16 protein-coding genes and 1 pseudogene are annotated in these 14,896 nt (G+C 39.0%); 16 read left to right on the forward strand and 1 reads right to left on the reverse strand.

The window, feature by feature from the left end; translation table 11 throughout:
* Positions 1 to 214 precede the first annotated feature (214 nt).
* The 16 genes and pseudogenes from DFR58_RS03385 (at position 215) to DFR58_RS03455 (ending at position 13,305) form a co-directional block, all read left to right on the forward strand.
* The gene (locus DFR58_RS03385) at positions 215 to 1,852 is read left to right on the forward strand and encodes a cache domain-containing sensor histidine kinase (RefSeq protein ID WP_170138014.1); all 1,638 of its coding nucleotides are present in this window, start codon (positions 215 to 217) and stop codon (positions 1,850 to 1,852) included.
* Positions 1,830 to 2,561, forward strand: coding sequence for a response regulator transcription factor (locus DFR58_RS03390; RefSeq protein ID WP_114296408.1), 732 nt, complete (start codon positions 1,830 to 1,832; stop codon positions 2,559 to 2,561). Before DFR58_RS03385 ends, DFR58_RS03390 begins: the two co-directional genes overlap by 23 nt.
* 122 nt (positions 2,562 to 2,683) lie before the next feature.
* On the forward strand, positions 2,684 to 3,544 hold the full coding sequence (locus tag DFR58_RS03395; protein WP_114296409.1) for an AraC family transcriptional regulator: 861 nt from the start codon (positions 2,684 to 2,686) through the stop codon (positions 3,542 to 3,544).
* Positions 3,545 to 3,674: 130 nt separating this feature from the next.
* Positions 3,675 to 4,133: a MarR family winged helix-turn-helix transcriptional regulator gene (locus tag DFR58_RS03400; RefSeq protein ID WP_114296410.1), complete on the forward strand. Its 459-nt coding sequence runs from the start codon at positions 3,675 to 3,677 to the stop codon at positions 4,131 to 4,133.
* A complete protein-coding gene (locus tag DFR58_RS03405; RefSeq protein ID WP_242987371.1) occupies positions 4,114 to 4,974 on the forward strand; it encodes a DUF6544 family protein in 861 nt (286 codons plus the stop codon). Before DFR58_RS03400 ends, DFR58_RS03405 begins: the two co-directional genes overlap by 20 nt.
* Before the next feature lie 36 nt (positions 4,975 to 5,010).
* Positions 5,011 to 5,433, forward strand: a complete 423-nt coding sequence (locus tag DFR58_RS03410; RefSeq protein WP_114296411.1) for an N-acetyltransferase — start codon at positions 5,011 to 5,013, stop codon at positions 5,431 to 5,433.
* A gap of 121 nt (positions 5,434 to 5,554) precedes the next feature.
* Positions 5,555 to 6,175 (forward strand): hypothetical protein, encoded by a 621-nt coding sequence (locus DFR58_RS22105; protein WP_207659108.1) that lies wholly within the window; start codon positions 5,555 to 5,557, stop codon positions 6,173 to 6,175.
* Positions 6,176 to 6,402: 227 nt separating this feature from the next.
* Complete coding sequence (locus DFR58_RS03420; protein WP_242987372.1) at positions 6,403 to 6,894, forward strand: RNA polymerase sigma factor; 492 nt, start codon at positions 6,403 to 6,405, stop codon at positions 6,892 to 6,894.
* On the forward strand, positions 6,891 to 8,099 hold the full coding sequence (locus DFR58_RS03425; protein WP_114296412.1) for a hypothetical protein: 1,209 nt from the start codon (positions 6,891 to 6,893) through the stop codon (positions 8,097 to 8,099). Before DFR58_RS03420 ends, DFR58_RS03425 begins: the two co-directional genes overlap by 4 nt.
* 171 nt (positions 8,100 to 8,270) lie before the next feature.
* Positions 8,271 to 8,918: pseudogene (locus DFR58_RS22585) on the forward strand (histidine kinase N-terminal 7TM domain-containing protein); the annotation flags it as partial.
* 42 nt (positions 8,919 to 8,960) lie between these two features.
* The gene (locus tag DFR58_RS22330; protein ID WP_242987375.1) at positions 8,961 to 10,010 is read left to right on the forward strand and encodes a sensor histidine kinase; all 1,050 of its coding nucleotides are present in this window, start codon (positions 8,961 to 8,963) and stop codon (positions 10,008 to 10,010) included.
* A complete protein-coding gene (locus DFR58_RS03435) occupies positions 9,982 to 10,665 on the forward strand; it encodes a response regulator transcription factor (RefSeq protein ID WP_207659109.1) in 684 nt (227 codons plus the stop codon). The genes DFR58_RS22330 and DFR58_RS03435 overlap by 29 nt, the downstream gene beginning before the upstream one ends.
* Before the next feature lie 234 nt (positions 10,666 to 10,899).
* The gene (locus tag DFR58_RS03440) at positions 10,900 to 11,475 is read left to right on the forward strand and encodes an RNA polymerase sigma factor (RefSeq protein ID WP_114296414.1); all 576 of its coding nucleotides are present in this window, start codon (positions 10,900 to 10,902) and stop codon (positions 11,473 to 11,475) included.
* Positions 11,468 to 11,827, forward strand: coding sequence for a hypothetical protein (locus tag DFR58_RS03445; RefSeq protein WP_114296415.1), 360 nt, complete (start codon positions 11,468 to 11,470; stop codon positions 11,825 to 11,827). Before DFR58_RS03440 ends, DFR58_RS03445 begins: the two co-directional genes overlap by 8 nt.
* Positions 11,828 to 11,834: 7 nt before the next feature.
* Positions 11,835 to 12,761, forward strand: coding sequence for a GNAT family N-acetyltransferase (locus DFR58_RS03450; protein ID WP_207659110.1), 927 nt, complete (start codon positions 11,835 to 11,837; stop codon positions 12,759 to 12,761).
* A gap of 319 nt (positions 12,762 to 13,080) precedes the next feature.
* Positions 13,081 to 13,305: a Nif11-like leader peptide family natural product precursor gene (locus DFR58_RS03455; RefSeq protein ID WP_114296417.1), complete on the forward strand. Its 225-nt coding sequence runs from the start codon at positions 13,081 to 13,083 to the stop codon at positions 13,303 to 13,305.
* 143 nt (positions 13,306 to 13,448) lie between these two features.
* Here the strand turns inward: DFR58_RS03455 and nlpM are convergent, their stop codons facing one another.
* Positions 13,449 to 14,840, reverse strand: a complete 1,392-nt coding sequence (gene nlpM / locus DFR58_RS03460) for a nif11-like peptide radical SAM maturase (RefSeq protein WP_114296418.1) — start codon at positions 14,838 to 14,840, stop codon at positions 13,449 to 13,451.
* Positions 14,841 to 14,896: the final 56 nt, after the last annotated feature.

Here is a 14,896-nt window from a genome sequence, read left to right on the forward strand (position 1 = left end):
ATTATTATTGATAGCATCAATATTATTGATGGCAGTAAGAAGGATGAGGAATTTTATGGTGCCCAAAATTAGCTTGAGCTTCAAACAGTGGTTTTCCTCACTTAAACTGAAACAAAAAATCAGATACCTGTTTTTATTCATTCTTTCAATCTATTTGGTGTTTTATTTAGTAATGTATTGCTTTCTATTTAGTGGCTATATGACGGATTATGCTTTGAAAAATAACCGAAATTCTCTGATGGCAATAGGCAGCAATCTTACCGCGGAGCTGGACAACATCAGCGATATGAGCAAGCTTATCATGGCTAACAATGAAGTAACCCATTATCTGAAGAGCAGCAGCAGCTTAGGGCTTAGATATTCGCAAAACACCGTAACGGCAATTTTTGATATTATGAGCGCTTATGACAACATATATTCAATCTTTGTATTTAAGTCCGACGGCACCTATGTCCATACCGGCAGGGGTATAACCTTGGTGGACAAGGAGATTATGGACGGCCCGGAATGGAGGAAGGAGATTTATGAGAAAGCGGGAGGGTATGTCATCCGGCTGAATGGCGGAGGGGCATTTACCATGAAAAGAGGGCCTTTTTCTATGGAGCCGGGTGAGCCTATTCTCTCTTTTATCAGGCAGATCAACGATTTAAACACTCAGGAGACTTTGGGAATGCTGGTGATTAACATTCCTGTCAGCATACTGGAGGGGACCTATAAAGATGCCGATAAGACAGAACGAAAATTTTGTTATTATGACATAAACAATAATATATTGTCCCAAGGGGAAGTGCCGGATAAATTGAAAAATATGAATGTATCCGACAGTCCCTTCGACCAGAAGGTAATAAAAAATCTTTTCAGCGAAGAGATATTGTCATATTATCACATACCCGACATATCCATGGTTATAGCCGGCTATGAGAGGATAGGGTATGAACAAATCATATCAAAAGAAACGGCGTGGATGCTCATTTTCATTTTAGTTATTACGGGTTTTGCGCTGGTTCTGATAAGCGCGTTTATATCCGTCTATATTACAACGCCGATACAAAGGCTGGTACAATCCATGGGCTCCGTCAAATCGGGGATGTTCAAGAGAGTGAGCCTGTCGCTGCCGGATGATGAAATAGGGCACTTAAAGGATAGCTACAATGATATGCTCTTGGAAATCAATCATTTGATCAATGAATTAATCGACAAGGAAAAATCAATTCAGAAGGCGGAGCTGGAGGTTTTACAGGAACAAATCAAGCCCCACTTCTTATATAATACCCTCGATACCATTGGCTACCTGGCGCTGGAGAATTCCGCCGAAAACGTTTATGATGCCCTGGAGACACTGGGAGATTTTTACAGAAAATTTTTAAGCAGGGGGGACAGAGAGATTTCCATAGAAAAGGAAATTGAAATCGTCAAGGATTATTTAAAGCTGCAAAAGTTAAGATATGAAGATGTTTTTGAAGACGCCTACGAGGTGCAGGAGGATTTATTGGAGGTTAAAATCCCAAAACTGATATTGCAGCCTCTGGTGGAGAACAGCTTATACCACGGTGTCAGGCTTAAAGGAGAAAAGGGAATAATAAAAATTTCTGTTTATTTAAAAGATGATATAATACATATTGTTGTTTATGATAACGGAGTGGGAATGAGCAAAAAACAAATTGAAGATATTATGACTTCCGATAATAACAAAAGCTTTGGCTTTAAGGGGACTATCGAACGGATCAGATATTATTACAACTGTGAGGATGTTTACGAAATACGGAGTATAGAGAAGGAATACACCGAAGTGGATATTAAGATTCCTTTTGCAAGGGGAGAGAAAAAGGATGTACAGGGTAATGATTATTGATGATGAGAAAGCAATCCGCAGCCTGCTGAGAATTACAATAGATTGGGAAGAGCTTGGTATGAAGGTGGTAGGAGAAGCGTCAAGCGGAATTGAGGCAATTAATACCATTGAAGAGCTTAACCCCGACATTGTTTTTGTAGATATCCGTATGCCTTTCATGGACGGAATCGAATTTTCAAAGCTGGCAATTAAAAGATATCCACAGCTTAAGATCATTGTACTGACAGCTTTTAACGAATTTGAATATGCAAGGCAGTGTATAGGCATCGGTATTTGTGAATATTTGCTCAAGCCCATTGTCCGAAAAGAAATAAAAAAAGTTTTACAAAAGATCAAAGAACAGCTGGACGCAGAGGAGAGGCAAGAATGTGACGAGGAAATTCCGGTATCGGGACTGTCGAGCATTGATAAAATAAAGGACTATTTGCATTATAATTATTCCGATTCCAATTTGAACCTAACAAAGGTCGCTTTAAAATTTGGATTTAATGCAAGCTATTTGAGCAGGGCCTTTAAAAATGAGACCGGCAAAAGCTTTGTTAACTATTTAACGGAATGCAGGATGGAAAAGGCCGTACAACTGGCAAGGAAGGGAAAGCTGATGTGCGAGGCGGCAGAAGAGGTGGGAATACCCGATCCCAATTATTTCAGCAAATGCTTTAAAAAAAATACCGGAAAAAATTATTCTGAATTAAGGAAAAAGAACTGACGTAATTCTTCACATCACCGTAACCCCAGACTTCCTCAACAATCGGACAAAAGATGACACGCAATATCGGGAGCTGTTCTTTACAGTTTGATATACTATTCTCACAACAGGAGGTTATAACAATGGAATGGATGGAGTCAATCAGTCGGGCAATCGGATACATCGAAGACCATATCACCCAAGAAATATCCATTGACAGTATCGCAAGGCAGGTCAATATTTCGCCCTTTTATTTCCAGAAAGGCTTCAGCTTACTTTGCGGCTTTACCGTCACGGAATACATTCGCAAGCGCAGACTCGCTCTAGCCGGCAGTGAGCTTGTTTCTACGGATGCCAAGGTGATTGACATTGCATTAAAGTACAGTTACGATTCGCCAGACAGCTTTACTAAGGCTTTCACCCGTTTTCATGGAATAACACCTGCCATGGTACGAAAGGACTGTGTAACACTGAAATCCTTTGCACCGTTGAAAATCAAAATTTCATTGGAGGGTGGTTATCTTATGGATTACAAAATCATGCAAAAAGACAGCTTTACAGTAATTGGTGCTTCGAGAATGTTTACGTACGACAATGCAAAAGCGGAAATTCCGAAGTTCTGGAAGGAACACTATGCTGCGGACAACGGCAAGTATATCTGCGGCATGTACGGGATCAACTATGACGAAAGCATGGCAGGAGATGTGTTTGAATATCTTATTGCCGACAATTACAATCCTGCGGTGGATATTCCTGACGGCTTTATCACAAAGGTGATACCGTCACACACTTGGGCGGTGTTCCCCTGCAAAGGAGCCATGCCGAAAGCCTTGCAGGATGTAAACAACAAAATTTTTAGCGAATGGCTTCCGGCCTGCAAGGAATATGAAATTGCTGCCGGCTACTGCATTGAGATGTATGAAGACGCAAGCAAATATCCCGGCGGAATACAGGATGACAACTATTATTCCGAGATGTGGATTCCTGTAAGAGCTAAGAGATAAATTCCGGAGAATGTCCCCAAATTTTTGTATTGCATCTAAAATTATTTTTAAAAACTATTGACAATAGGTAACCAGTTACATAATATATGTGTGTAACTGGTTACCTATTTGTTGTTCAGGAGGTAAGCGTATGGAAAACGCAAAGGCATTTATATTTGGTTCTATTTTCACACTGTCCAACAAGCTGCAAATCATAGGCGACAGATTAGACAGTAACCTGACAGTAAAGCAATGGCTTTTACTGGCCGGCATTCACAACAGCCGGAATGAACATCCTACCATCAGTGAAGTGGCGGGAATTATCGGAAACTCGAGGCAGAATGTGAAAAAGATGCTGTTAATACTTGAAAAGCTGGGATTTGTAAAAATGGGAAATGATTCAAATGATGCACGAGTCCAAAAAGTCAAAATAACAGAAAAATGCTTAGATTATTTGAAGCAGCGAGAAAAGAGAGAGCTGAAATTTCTGGAGCAATTGTTTGAAGGATTTGAGCCGTCAGAAATTCAAGAATTGATTCACGGAATATCAAAGCTCGAAAAAAATATAATCAGTATTGCGAGGTTGAAGCATGATGAAGAAAAGGAGTAACAGGGTTATGTGGATATTAATAGTTATAATGGTGTTTGTGGCAGGTATTTTTATCTTGTTTCAGTATCCCGGTTCAAAAACCATGTCTGACTTTCGTGAAAGCGTCGACAATAGAATCGCAAATACACAAAAGCAAACTGATGTTTTTGCAGAGGCAGATTTGGTAGGATTGCCTGCGCCGGTTCAACGTTTTTTTCGATCCTGCGGTTATCTTGGAACACCAAAAATGTCATATATGAAGGCTGCCTTTCGCAATGTGGATTTCATATTGTCCGAGAAACAAACAATAAAGATTGACTATACGCAGTATAATTTTGTGGAAAAACCAGAGCGCTTTGCATACATTAGGTCTTCTTTATATTGTATTCCCTTTGAAGGACTTGATTCATACGGAAACGGATTTGGAAGCATGAAAGGAACATTGGGTAAAGTTATCCCTCTATTTAATCAGCAAGGCGAGAGCATGAACAAATCATCGCTGATCACTATTCTTGCCGAATGCTTCATCGTCCCCAACGTTGCCTTGCAGAATTATATATCATGGGAAGGTATTGACGACACCCATGCAAAAGCGACTATTTCTTATTATGGCATTTCTGCAAGTGGGGTTTTTACCTTTAATGAAAATGGCGAGGCAATATCCTTTCAAACATCAGACAGAACATCTATTGATATGAGCGGTTCTGTTCGGGAAGCTGAATGGTCGGCTATTTACAGCGATTATATGAACAACAACGGAATCAGACAGCCAAGAGTTTTGAAGTCAATCTGGCATTATGTAGAAGGAGACTGCGTTTATTTTAATGAAAATGAATCTGAAGTTGTCATTAAATACTACTAAAAAATGGGGACGGTCCTATATAATAACGAGGTTGATATGGTTAGAAAATTTGAAGATAAAGATTTAGAGGAAATTATGAAATTATGGCTTACTACTAATGTGCAGGCTCATAATTTTATATCCAAAGACTACTGGGAGGGTAATTTTGATATAGTCAAAGGTATGCTTCCAAATGCAGAAATATATGTTTATGAGCTGGATAATGAAATCAAAGCTTTTGTAGGAACAGATAATGGGTATATAGCCGGAATATTCGTATCAAATGAGATGCAATCAAAAGGTATTGGTAAACAATTACTTAAAAAAATAAAGGATCTTTATTCCGAACTTAGCTTAACGGTTTATAAAAAGAATGTAAAGGCGGTCAATTTTTATAAGCGACAACAATTTGTAATTAAGCAGGAACAAATTGATGAAAATACAGGAGAAGCAGAATATCTCATGGTATGGAATAAATAAGAAAAAATGGGGACGGTCCTACTTTTTTAAGAGGATTTTTCAATGTATTTGGGATAGAGAGAAACCTTTATCAGGTTAAACTCGTCTTATTATATACAGCAAAATTGCAGGAGGGATTCTCATGAACAGATACATTGCATTGTCCCTTTTATTGGTGTGTATATTTGTACTGACAGGGTGTGAAAACAAAGGAGAAAAAACTAACGAGGTTACTGCAACCAAGACATATTTTGAAGCAACTGTTTTGGAGGTTTCAGACACTTACCTCTTAGTAGAGCCATTAGAGGGTACATTAGAAAGAAAATCAGCAGACCGAATTAAGGTTAGCACAGGTGATATAGGCGAAGAGAAATCCTTGAATTACCTTTCCGAAGCACAAGCTGGAGATACTGTCGAAATTGGTTATCATGGAGGTATTGCGGAAAGTTATCCTGCACAAATCAACAGTGCTTATGAAATTAAGCTGGTAGCCAGAGAGGAAGCAGCCTATGATAAGATACCTATGGTCATGGCAGGAGGACAACTGTATTGTGATACAGGCAAAGAAAGTACTATTACAGCTCGCTGTGGTGTGATGGATGGGGAAATTACTTCGACAGTCGAGGGCACTCAAATTCCAACAAAGAATGATCAGTCCAATTTTGGCACAGGCTATGGATATCAATTCGTAACGGATGGTCAGATAGAAGTTTACATCAACAATAAATGGTTTATTTTTGAAAAACGAAGCGAAGACGGCTAAGATTTCTGTAACATCCAGCGGCGAAACGAAAATTTCATTCTCCTGCCCTGCTGTTTTTGTTTTCATTTGGGGAATTATAAAACAGAAAGGAATAGCTACGATGCATTTTAAAGAGCTTTTAAATAAGATTTTTAGAATGCATCTTTAATTTGTTGAGAATGTCCCGCGAAAAATTTCAACGTTTTCAATATCTCAATCGTATTATAGGTGAAGGGAGGGATACCAACGTGCAGAGTTCTTTATTGCGTACGGATGAAGAATTATCACAGATTTATCATCGTCATGTAAAAACTGTTTATCGTGTTTGTGCGATGTTTATGAAAAACGGGCATGATACCGAGGATATGGTTCAAAATACCTTTATCCGTCTCATGGGAGACAAAACATGTTTTCAAAGCAAGGAACATGAAAAAGCATGGCTGATCCGAACCGCCACCAATTTATGCAAGGATTATTTCAAAAGCTGGTGGAGAAAGACGGTAAGCATGAGGGATGTGGAGGAAACGGCGGTAGATCAGGCATTTGATGTTGATGATACATTTAAAAAGGTGATGGAGCTTCCCTCCAAATATAAGACAGTGGTGTATTTGTATTATTATGAAGGGTATTCAACTGTGGAAATTGCAAAGCTTCTGGGTAAAAAGGAATCAACCATCAGAAGTCATATGCATATCGGCAGGAAGCTATTAAAAATGGAAATGGAGGGTGATTTAACGTGAAAAAAGAAGACATAAAAAAGTCATTTGACAATATAGAGCCAAATGATCATACAGTGCAAAGAATGCTAAATCAGATATTAAATCACTCTGAAAAAAGCAGAGAGGTAAGATGGACGAAATTCATGAAAATAAACAAAGCAGTGCTGGTTTTAACAATGGTGCTTGTTGTAGCCGGAGGCTCGCTCCTCTATCATTTGGTTTTCAATAACGGTGCGGAAAGTCCCGCAAGAGATGGCCGATTCACCGAATCGGATCTTTCCTTAAGGGAGCCCGGTATGATCCTGGAGATGAAAGACCAGTTTCAAATCGGAAACAAGCATTACATCATTCTATCCGAAGCGTTACAATTGGAATTTGGGTTACCGGGAAAAATTGATGAATCAGATATTGGAGACAGGATTGCAACGATTTCAACAAGTGTGGATAAAACACTGATAGGTCTGGATGTTTTTGATTACCTTCCTGCGGGAGGAAAAGCTGTTGTTGCCGTAAAAAAGGAAAATCGGTTCATCCTGTTCAAATTTTATGCTTTTGACAGCTATCTGAACAATCAGGACGAAGATACTGGCGAATATCTGAAGCTATATGGAATATACAGCTCCGAAGACATTGCAAAAATTCAGTTTATCGGATACAGTGACAAGGCAAAAATGGAGGACAGGGTCGATATCATCAGTGAAATAACTGACAGCGGAAAGATAGACGAATTTTATGGATACTATTCGGTTATCGAAAATTCAAGCAAAAAGTATTTTGACAGGTTGTTAAATTATAAAAGCTCCTATCACGGAGAGCAGTACCAGGCTCCAAAGCAGGATGAAATACCACCCGATTACGCAGGCATACTGCCGTTAACCGACTTGCCCGAGGGGGAGATAAGCGCAGCAGCCTCCGATGCACCTAAAGATGAGGAAAACAGTGCGGCAATTTATAAAGCAGAGGATTTACCTGACACACCAGCCTCGAATTCGGGTTCGGATAACATCCCGGTGAAAGGAGAAGAGGGTTCAACCTCCGTCAGTTCAGGCTTTTCAGGAATGACAGGGTCGGCGGGTGATGCGTTAAACAATCAGGTAACCATTCGTATATATAATCAGAAGGGTTTATATTATGAATCGATATATTACCCCAATATCGGTTTTATTTCAAGGCATGAAGTGAATGAAGCCTTTGAGAGCTTTTTAAAAGACTATATCAGCAGATAACTTGTAATGGATACCATAAAAGTCATCCCCCAGCCGGGGACATTCCTCAAAAATATTGAGAAATGTCCCCGATTTTTTAATTTTAAAAATAATAATTTTGTGATATTATAGGTTTATTAATACAAGATTAGACAAAAAGCTACAAAAAGACTTTAGGAGATGAGCGGGGATATGCAATATCAGTATGTTCCATACATATGGCCTCTTTTAGCCTCAGCACTTGCATCACTTTCCCTTGGGATTTTTGCACTGCTCAGACGGCGGAATTCAAAAGGTGCTGCAAGCTTTATAATTAGCATGTTTGTTGTAACAATCTGGTCGGGAGGTAATGCCCTCGAATTATCAGCCGCTGATTTTTTCACTAAGCTTTTTTGGGCAAACATGCAGTATTTCGCATACTGTTACTCTCCAGTAATTCTACTTGCGTTGTGTATGCAATTCACCGGATATGACAGATGGATTCAAAGTAAAAAAATTCTTTTTTTTGCAGTAATTCCAACCATTAATATACTTCTTGTATGGACTGATAGTCTCCATGGCTTGATAAGGTATGATATGCATATGGATTTCAGCGGAGCCTTTCCCGTCATTGCTAAAAAATATGGTCCAATATTTTTCATCCATGCGGCGTATTCACATTTTTTAAATATATTTGCAGTCGTACTTCTTATAAAAGCAGTATTTTTTAGAAAATCGGTTTACCGAAAGCAGGTAATTTCACTGCTAATCGGAGTAAGCTTGATAGTAATTCCAAACATATTGTATATCTCAGGTTTAACACCAGTTAAAAGATTCGATATTACACCGATGTTTTTTGGCCCTGCGGGATTAATTTTGTTCCAAAGCATATTTCGTTACAAAATGTTCGATTTGGTGCCATTAGCACGTACCACTATATTTGAGACTATAGGAGCAGGTGTTTTGGTGCTCGATTTGCAGGATAGGGTGCTGGATTCCAATCCAGCCTTTGAAAAAATTGTAGCATTATCCTCTTCACAGATTTCAGCAAGAAGAGTAGAAGAAGTCTGTTGCGGAATACCTGAACTTGCAAAGGCCTGTATTGATAGAAGCATATCACAAACTGAGCTTTCTATAAATAACCAGAAATTTTCAAGGGTTTATGACGTACAGATTTCTCCTGTTTCTGACAGAAAGGGTTCATTGATAGGCAGGCTTGTAATGATCTACGATATTACCGATAAAAAGCTGAAACAGCAGGAATACTCAAAACAGCAGTGGAAGCTTGCTGTTATTGAAGAGAGAGAACGTATAGCCAGAGATATGCATGATAATATAGGCCAGGTGCTGGGCTTTATAAACCTTCAGGCCCAGGGCATAAGGCAGGAGCTTATAAATGCAGGTATAGAAGCTGTATCGTTTAAGCTTGATAAACTTATAGAGGTTACCCAAGTTACCCATGCCGAAATAAGGGAATACATCCGAAATGTAAGGAGCTTGGCGTATATGGAAAAAGATTTTATTACTGCATTGGAAAAGCATATATTAAATTTTAAAGAACAGACAGGCATAAATGTAAAACTGGAAATGCCTGATGGCTTCACAGGTGAAGCACTCAAACCAAACATAAGAATAAATATGTTGAATATTATAAAAGAAGCTCTGAACAATGTGAGAAAACATGCAGAAGCTGAAAATGTGAGAATATCCTGTTCGCTTTCGCAAAACCAGCTATGTGCTGCTGTTGAAGATGATGGAAAAGGATTTGATATCCGGCAGAATCATAATGCTGTTAAAAGCAAATTTGGATTAGACATTATGCGGGAGCGTGCATCAGAAATAGGCGGACAAATTAATATAAGGACAGTTGAGGGAAAGGGAAGCCGGATTTCATTGTGTGTACCGATTGAGGAGGGAAAGAAAAATGCAAATGAACGTGATGCTGGTAGATGACCATCCGTTATTTATGGAAGGTCTTAAATACCTTCTTGAAACTCACGGAATTATCGTTAAAGGTACGGCAAAGGATGGAAGAGAGGCACTTGTGAAAGCTCGGATATTAAAGCCTGATATTATTTTAATGGATATCATGATGCCCCAATGTGGCGGGTTAGATGCACTTAGGCTGATCAAAGCAGAAATGCCCGATATTAGGATTGTAATGCTGACCGCATCTGAGGAGGATGAGGATCTTTTTGAAGCGGTTAAGTATGGAGCTTCAGGATATTTGTTAAAAAACACAGATGCAAAGAATTTGGTAGGTATGTTGTCTGACCTTGAAAATGATGAGGTTCCACTTTCACCGGGTATTGCTGCTAAGATATTGAGAGAGTTCAGACGCAATAGTGCAAATTATGATAGATTCTCACAGCATGAATCGGAGAATGCAGAGAAAAAAAGCCTTACAGAACGACAATTGGAGGTTCTGGAAATGGTAGCGAAAGGAATAACCTATAAGGAGGCAGGAGAAGCCCTTAGAATTACAGAACGAACTGTAAAATACCATATGGGGAGAATTCTCGAACTATTGCATCTTGAGAACAGGAATCAAGTGATTGCCTATGCAGCCAGAATAGGGCTTGTAGAGGATAAGAAAATAAATACATAGAAATTTAACTGACTAAAAGTACAGTCTCTCTTGGTGGAGGCTGTACTTTTTTTGTTTTTGGCACTGTTCCTAAGGACATTGTGAAAAAATGTGAAGTGAAAATATAATAAGGATGTTGGTCAAATAATGTCAATATTTCGTATTCGATGACGAAGAAAATCTAATTTCCGTACATTATATGTGCTTTGTTAAAGGTTTAGAGAAAGCTGAAATTTTCAGGAGGTAAGAACATTAATGTTTATGCAGACTCAAGCAGAGGAAACATCATTGATAGCCAGAGCAATTAATGATGGAAGTTCTTTTGCTAAGCTCTATAATGATTACTATCCCAGGGTCTATAACTATGTGCATTATCGAATAGATGATTATCATACTGCTAATGATTTAACCAGTCAGATATTTGAAAAGCTGTTTTCCAGATTAAAAAGCTATGCTCCTGAAAAATCAATATTTTCTGCTTGGCTTTTTAGCATTGCGCGCAATACCATAACAGATTATTATCGCAGCCAAGCCAGAATGCGAACTCGGTTTGCTTCCATTGAGACATCATCGGAGCTTATTGACGCTGAGCCTAACCCTGCTGATATAGCTGCCCTCAATGAAACTCAACAACACCTGCGAAAGGCTTTAGCTTCGTTAAATAAACGTGAACGTGATATTATCGCTTTGAAGTTCTGGAGCGGCATCTCAAACAGAGATATTGCCAAACTTATTGGTATTAGTGAAAGCAATATTGGTGTTATTCTCTTTCGGTCTATGAGACGGTTGCGCGTAATCTTAGAAAGGCAGGGATTCAGTATTTATGGTTAAAAAGACAAAGGCAGATATCTATCTGGCACATCTTGAACGCATTATAGCAGGGAAAAAAGACGTTGAACCCGTCGAAGATATAGAGACTAAAGAGATTCTTTCACTTGCAAGGACTATGCTGGCTGCTGATTTTAGTTCAGACATTAAAATAAGGGAAAAACTGATGAAGCGGATTCTTACTGAAATGTATGAAAAGGATAAATCAAGCTTAGAAATGCTTTTGGAAAGTGAGGATGAACTGGACGAAGAAGCATTGGAACATGTAGCGGCCGGGTTTGCGGGTAAGGAAAAAGAGCAAAAGGACATAATAAATGGTATCATGCTGCCTGGAAATAAAAAAACCGAGCTTTAGAAGGAGCGTGAAATATCACATGAGTGCCTATATTAAGCAAATGTCCTCATATGATTATTTACTTGATTCAATGTTGTCTCTTCCTCCACTTGGCACTTACTTTGTCCGTCAGTGTATTGAAAGGGACGGCATTATCTTAGAAGCACATATTGAGGAAAGGACTGTGGGAATTGTTGTCATAGAAATTGTACCCAAGCCAAAATTGACTTATGTCTTTGTAGAGGAAGCGTTTCGGGGAAAAGGGATAGCAACGCAGCTTATAAGGGATGCCTTAGCTTTTATTGAAAACAGAAGAACAGCAGAGGTTGAGGCATGTGTAATACTACAAAATAAATATGGTGATGTCATTGACCATATTTTTATGAAAACAGGTTTTGAAATAATAAATACGGCAAATATAATCCGCTATGCAAATGATGAGAAGTGCCGCAGAACATGGGCTGCATTTATGAAGGAAAAAGGGAAACGCATTTGTGACACTTTGATGCGACGTGGGTATAAGACATTTACATTTAGTGAAGCCTCTTTAGAAACCTTTGAAAAACTAAAGAATTCTATAGGCAGTCAATTTGTTTCAAATCTTGACCCATTTACCTATATTTCCGATAAAAACGACCGTCTTGTACCTGACTATAGCTTTATTACTCAGAAAGACGATGAGCTTGCAGCGTTTGTAACTGTTACAACGGCAGATGACAAAACACTGGTGTTTCAGCAGATATCTATAGCCTTGAGACATCAGGGAAACGGTGCTTTTCTCCTTCCGTTTGCCGCTTTTATGGAAAGGTTTTTAGGAGGTGGCGCTTACAATAAAGTAGCTGCTGTCATATTGGGTAAGAATGAAAAAATGCAGAGGCTGGTACAGAGCTTCATAGGCTCACTTTCAGAAAGCATGAAAACACAGAATGTTTATCAATATAGGCTAAGGGATTAGATTTTATATATGTAGCGATAAAGATTTTACAAACATGGAGGATATAATTGCTTACAGAAATTTTTAATAGCAACGAAAAGACGCCTTGCGGGGAAATGTCTCACGGGTATGTCATCAGGCGCTTTTCTTAGATGTATTCCTTACGGGTCAAAAAAATTTCTTTTATCAAGTTATATCCTCCATGTAAAATCTTTATCGCGTCCTATTATTTTAAAAATTTTTTTTCATAGGTGTAATACATTAAAGACAAAAGCGTATTAATCCATGTAATTTGCAAATAAGGTTTCTTAAAATAAGAAATAGAGTAGGAGGTGATAAAATGAGTGCGAAATCAGCAAAGTTATTTATCGAAAGAATCAAGACTGATGTCGAGTTTGCAGAAAAGGTAAAAGCATTCGGTGATGCAAAGGATCGCATGGCGTTTGTTAAGGAAGCAGGTTTTGATTTTACCGACGCGGAGCTTAAGGAAGTCCAAGGAGAGTTAAGCGAGGACGATCTGGATGCCGTTGCTGGAGCCGGTAATAAGTGCGGAGTTATCGGATAATTATTTTACATAATTATTGAGCGCAGCACAATTGGTAAGCCCACAAAAATTATCGTGTTTTGATGACAAACATTAAATCCAGCCGTTTAAAATAACGGCTGGATTTAATGCTTTCATAGGTGCTGCTTTTGAATTGCACGCTACTAAAAATCAAAAAGACACGGCTTGGGAGTAAAGATCTGTCGTTCAAGAAGGAAATCTATGTCATCACGTTTTAATCTGACAATAATACTTGCCGCCAGTTCAAGCTCACGGCATCTCATGCGGCACATACCCTTAGAGGGCACGGATACAGATCCGCTCCAACCAACATTATCATGCTTGCACCCGCCGGCGCAGTAATATCTAGCAAAGCAGGCTGAACATATCTCATTGCTTGTCGCAGGACTGCTCAGATATTTTTCACGGTTTAGTTGTTTACCAAAGATATTTCCCAATTTATACTCGTCTATTCCTACGAAACGGTGACACAAATAGACATCCCCAGAAACACAGACGCTGACAAGGCCCCTGCCGGCACCGCAGGCGTAACGCCTTTTAATGTTGTTGAGCAACGATATTAACGCACCATATAATCCACTTGTGGCCTTCAGATTCATTAATGCCTCACTATCTCTGCTTTGGATAAGAGTGATCCAATCCTCCGCTTCTTGTTCCAGCTCATGGATAAGATTCTCATTGTCTGTCGCTGCTTTTATTCTTCCCGCTTCGACGGTTAACAGGGAATTAGAAGCAGGCACAATTGATAGCTTTTTGAACCCGATTTCCTGAAGTGTGTCTTTTATCTGCTTAGGGTCGGTATTGCCGACGATTACGGCATGAGCGGGAGTCATTGGCAAAGCTTCCAGAACTTTTTTTATTTTAGGCAATGTGTAATCATATGATCCTTTGCCGTTTGCAAAAGGCCGTTGTGCATCCTGTACCTCCTTAGGGCCGTCAAAACTGATTGTCACTGATATATTGTGTTCTTTTATAAAAGCGATTTGTTCCTCCTCCAGAAGGGTTGCATTGGTGGTACAACGGAAGCTTACTTTCTTCTCAGCCTCCAGAGCTCTTTTTTTTGCATATTCCGCAACTGCTTTCATTAAAGGAAAAATTAAAAAAGGCTCCCCACCTAAAAATTCTATGTATATATTTTTCATTCTCTCCGATTGTTCTATTAACCAGTCCACAGCACGATATGCCGTTTTTTCTTCCATATTGCCGCCGGTTCCGTATTTGCCGCTATCTCCATAGCAGTAAACACACTTAAGATTACAGGATTGTGTTAAAAGAAGTGTCATATCGGTAATGGGAAAGCACTCTTTTTTTTCTGCTTTTTTAAGCTTGTAATCAACTGAGGAAATTAGTCCAAGCTTTTTTAGAACTTCTTCTGTACCAGATGTTAATAAAGCTTCCGGTGCAGCTTGAATATTTTCAAGTACCTGGCGGGATATTTCATCAACTGAGCTTGCCTGCATATTTTCAATATTAATAACATAAGGGATGCCGTGGTGGGTAAACAGGTGAAATGGCATAACATTATTTTTATCCATATGATACTCCTCTCTTCTTTAGATATATATCTACATATGTAGCGATAAAGATTTCA

Origin of the sequence: Anaerobacterium chartisolvens (assembly GCF_003337415.1) — a bacterium.
Taxonomy (GTDB): domain Bacteria; phylum Bacillota; class Clostridia; order Acetivibrionales; family DSM-27016; genus Anaerobacterium; species Anaerobacterium chartisolvens.

Excerpts from the sequence above, each read along its gene's own strand:
- DFR58_RS03390 (WP_114296408.1), top strand. The coding sequence starts at position 1,830 with ATGTACAGGGTAATGATTATTGATGATGAGAAAGCAATCCGCAGCCTG.
- DFR58_RS03395 (WP_114296409.1), top strand. The coding sequence starts at position 2,684 with ATGGAATGGATGGAGTCAATCAGTCGGGCAATCGGATACATCGAAGAC.
- DFR58_RS03400 (WP_114296410.1), top strand. The coding sequence starts at position 3,675 with ATGGAAAACGCAAAGGCATTTATATTTGGTTCTATTTTCACACTGTCC.
- DFR58_RS03405 (WP_242987371.1), top strand. The coding sequence starts at position 4,114 with ATGATGAAGAAAAGGAGTAACAGGGTTATGTGGATATTAATAGTTATA.
- DFR58_RS03410 (WP_114296411.1), top strand. The coding sequence starts at position 5,011 with ATGGTTAGAAAATTTGAAGATAAAGATTTAGAGGAAATTATGAAATTA.
- DFR58_RS22105 (WP_207659108.1), top strand. The coding sequence starts at position 5,555 with ATGAACAGATACATTGCATTGTCCCTTTTATTGGTGTGTATATTTGTA.
- DFR58_RS22330 (WP_242987375.1), top strand. The coding sequence starts at position 8,961 with ATGTTCGATTTGGTGCCATTAGCACGTACCACTATATTTGAGACTATA.
- DFR58_RS03435 (WP_207659109.1), top strand. The coding sequence starts at position 9,982 with ATGCAAATGAACGTGATGCTGGTAGATGACCATCCGTTATTTATGGAA.
- DFR58_RS03440 (WP_114296414.1), top strand. The coding sequence starts at position 10,900 with ATGTTTATGCAGACTCAAGCAGAGGAAACATCATTGATAGCCAGAGCA.
- DFR58_RS03445 (WP_114296415.1), top strand. The coding sequence starts at position 11,468 with ATGGTTAAAAAGACAAAGGCAGATATCTATCTGGCACATCTTGAACGC.
- DFR58_RS03455 (WP_114296417.1), top strand. The coding sequence starts at position 13,081 with ATGAGTGCGAAATCAGCAAAGTTATTTATCGAAAGAATCAAGACTGAT.
- nlpM (WP_114296418.1), bottom strand. The coding sequence starts at position 14,840 with ATGGATAAAAATAATGTTATGCCATTTCACCTGTTTACCCACCACGGC.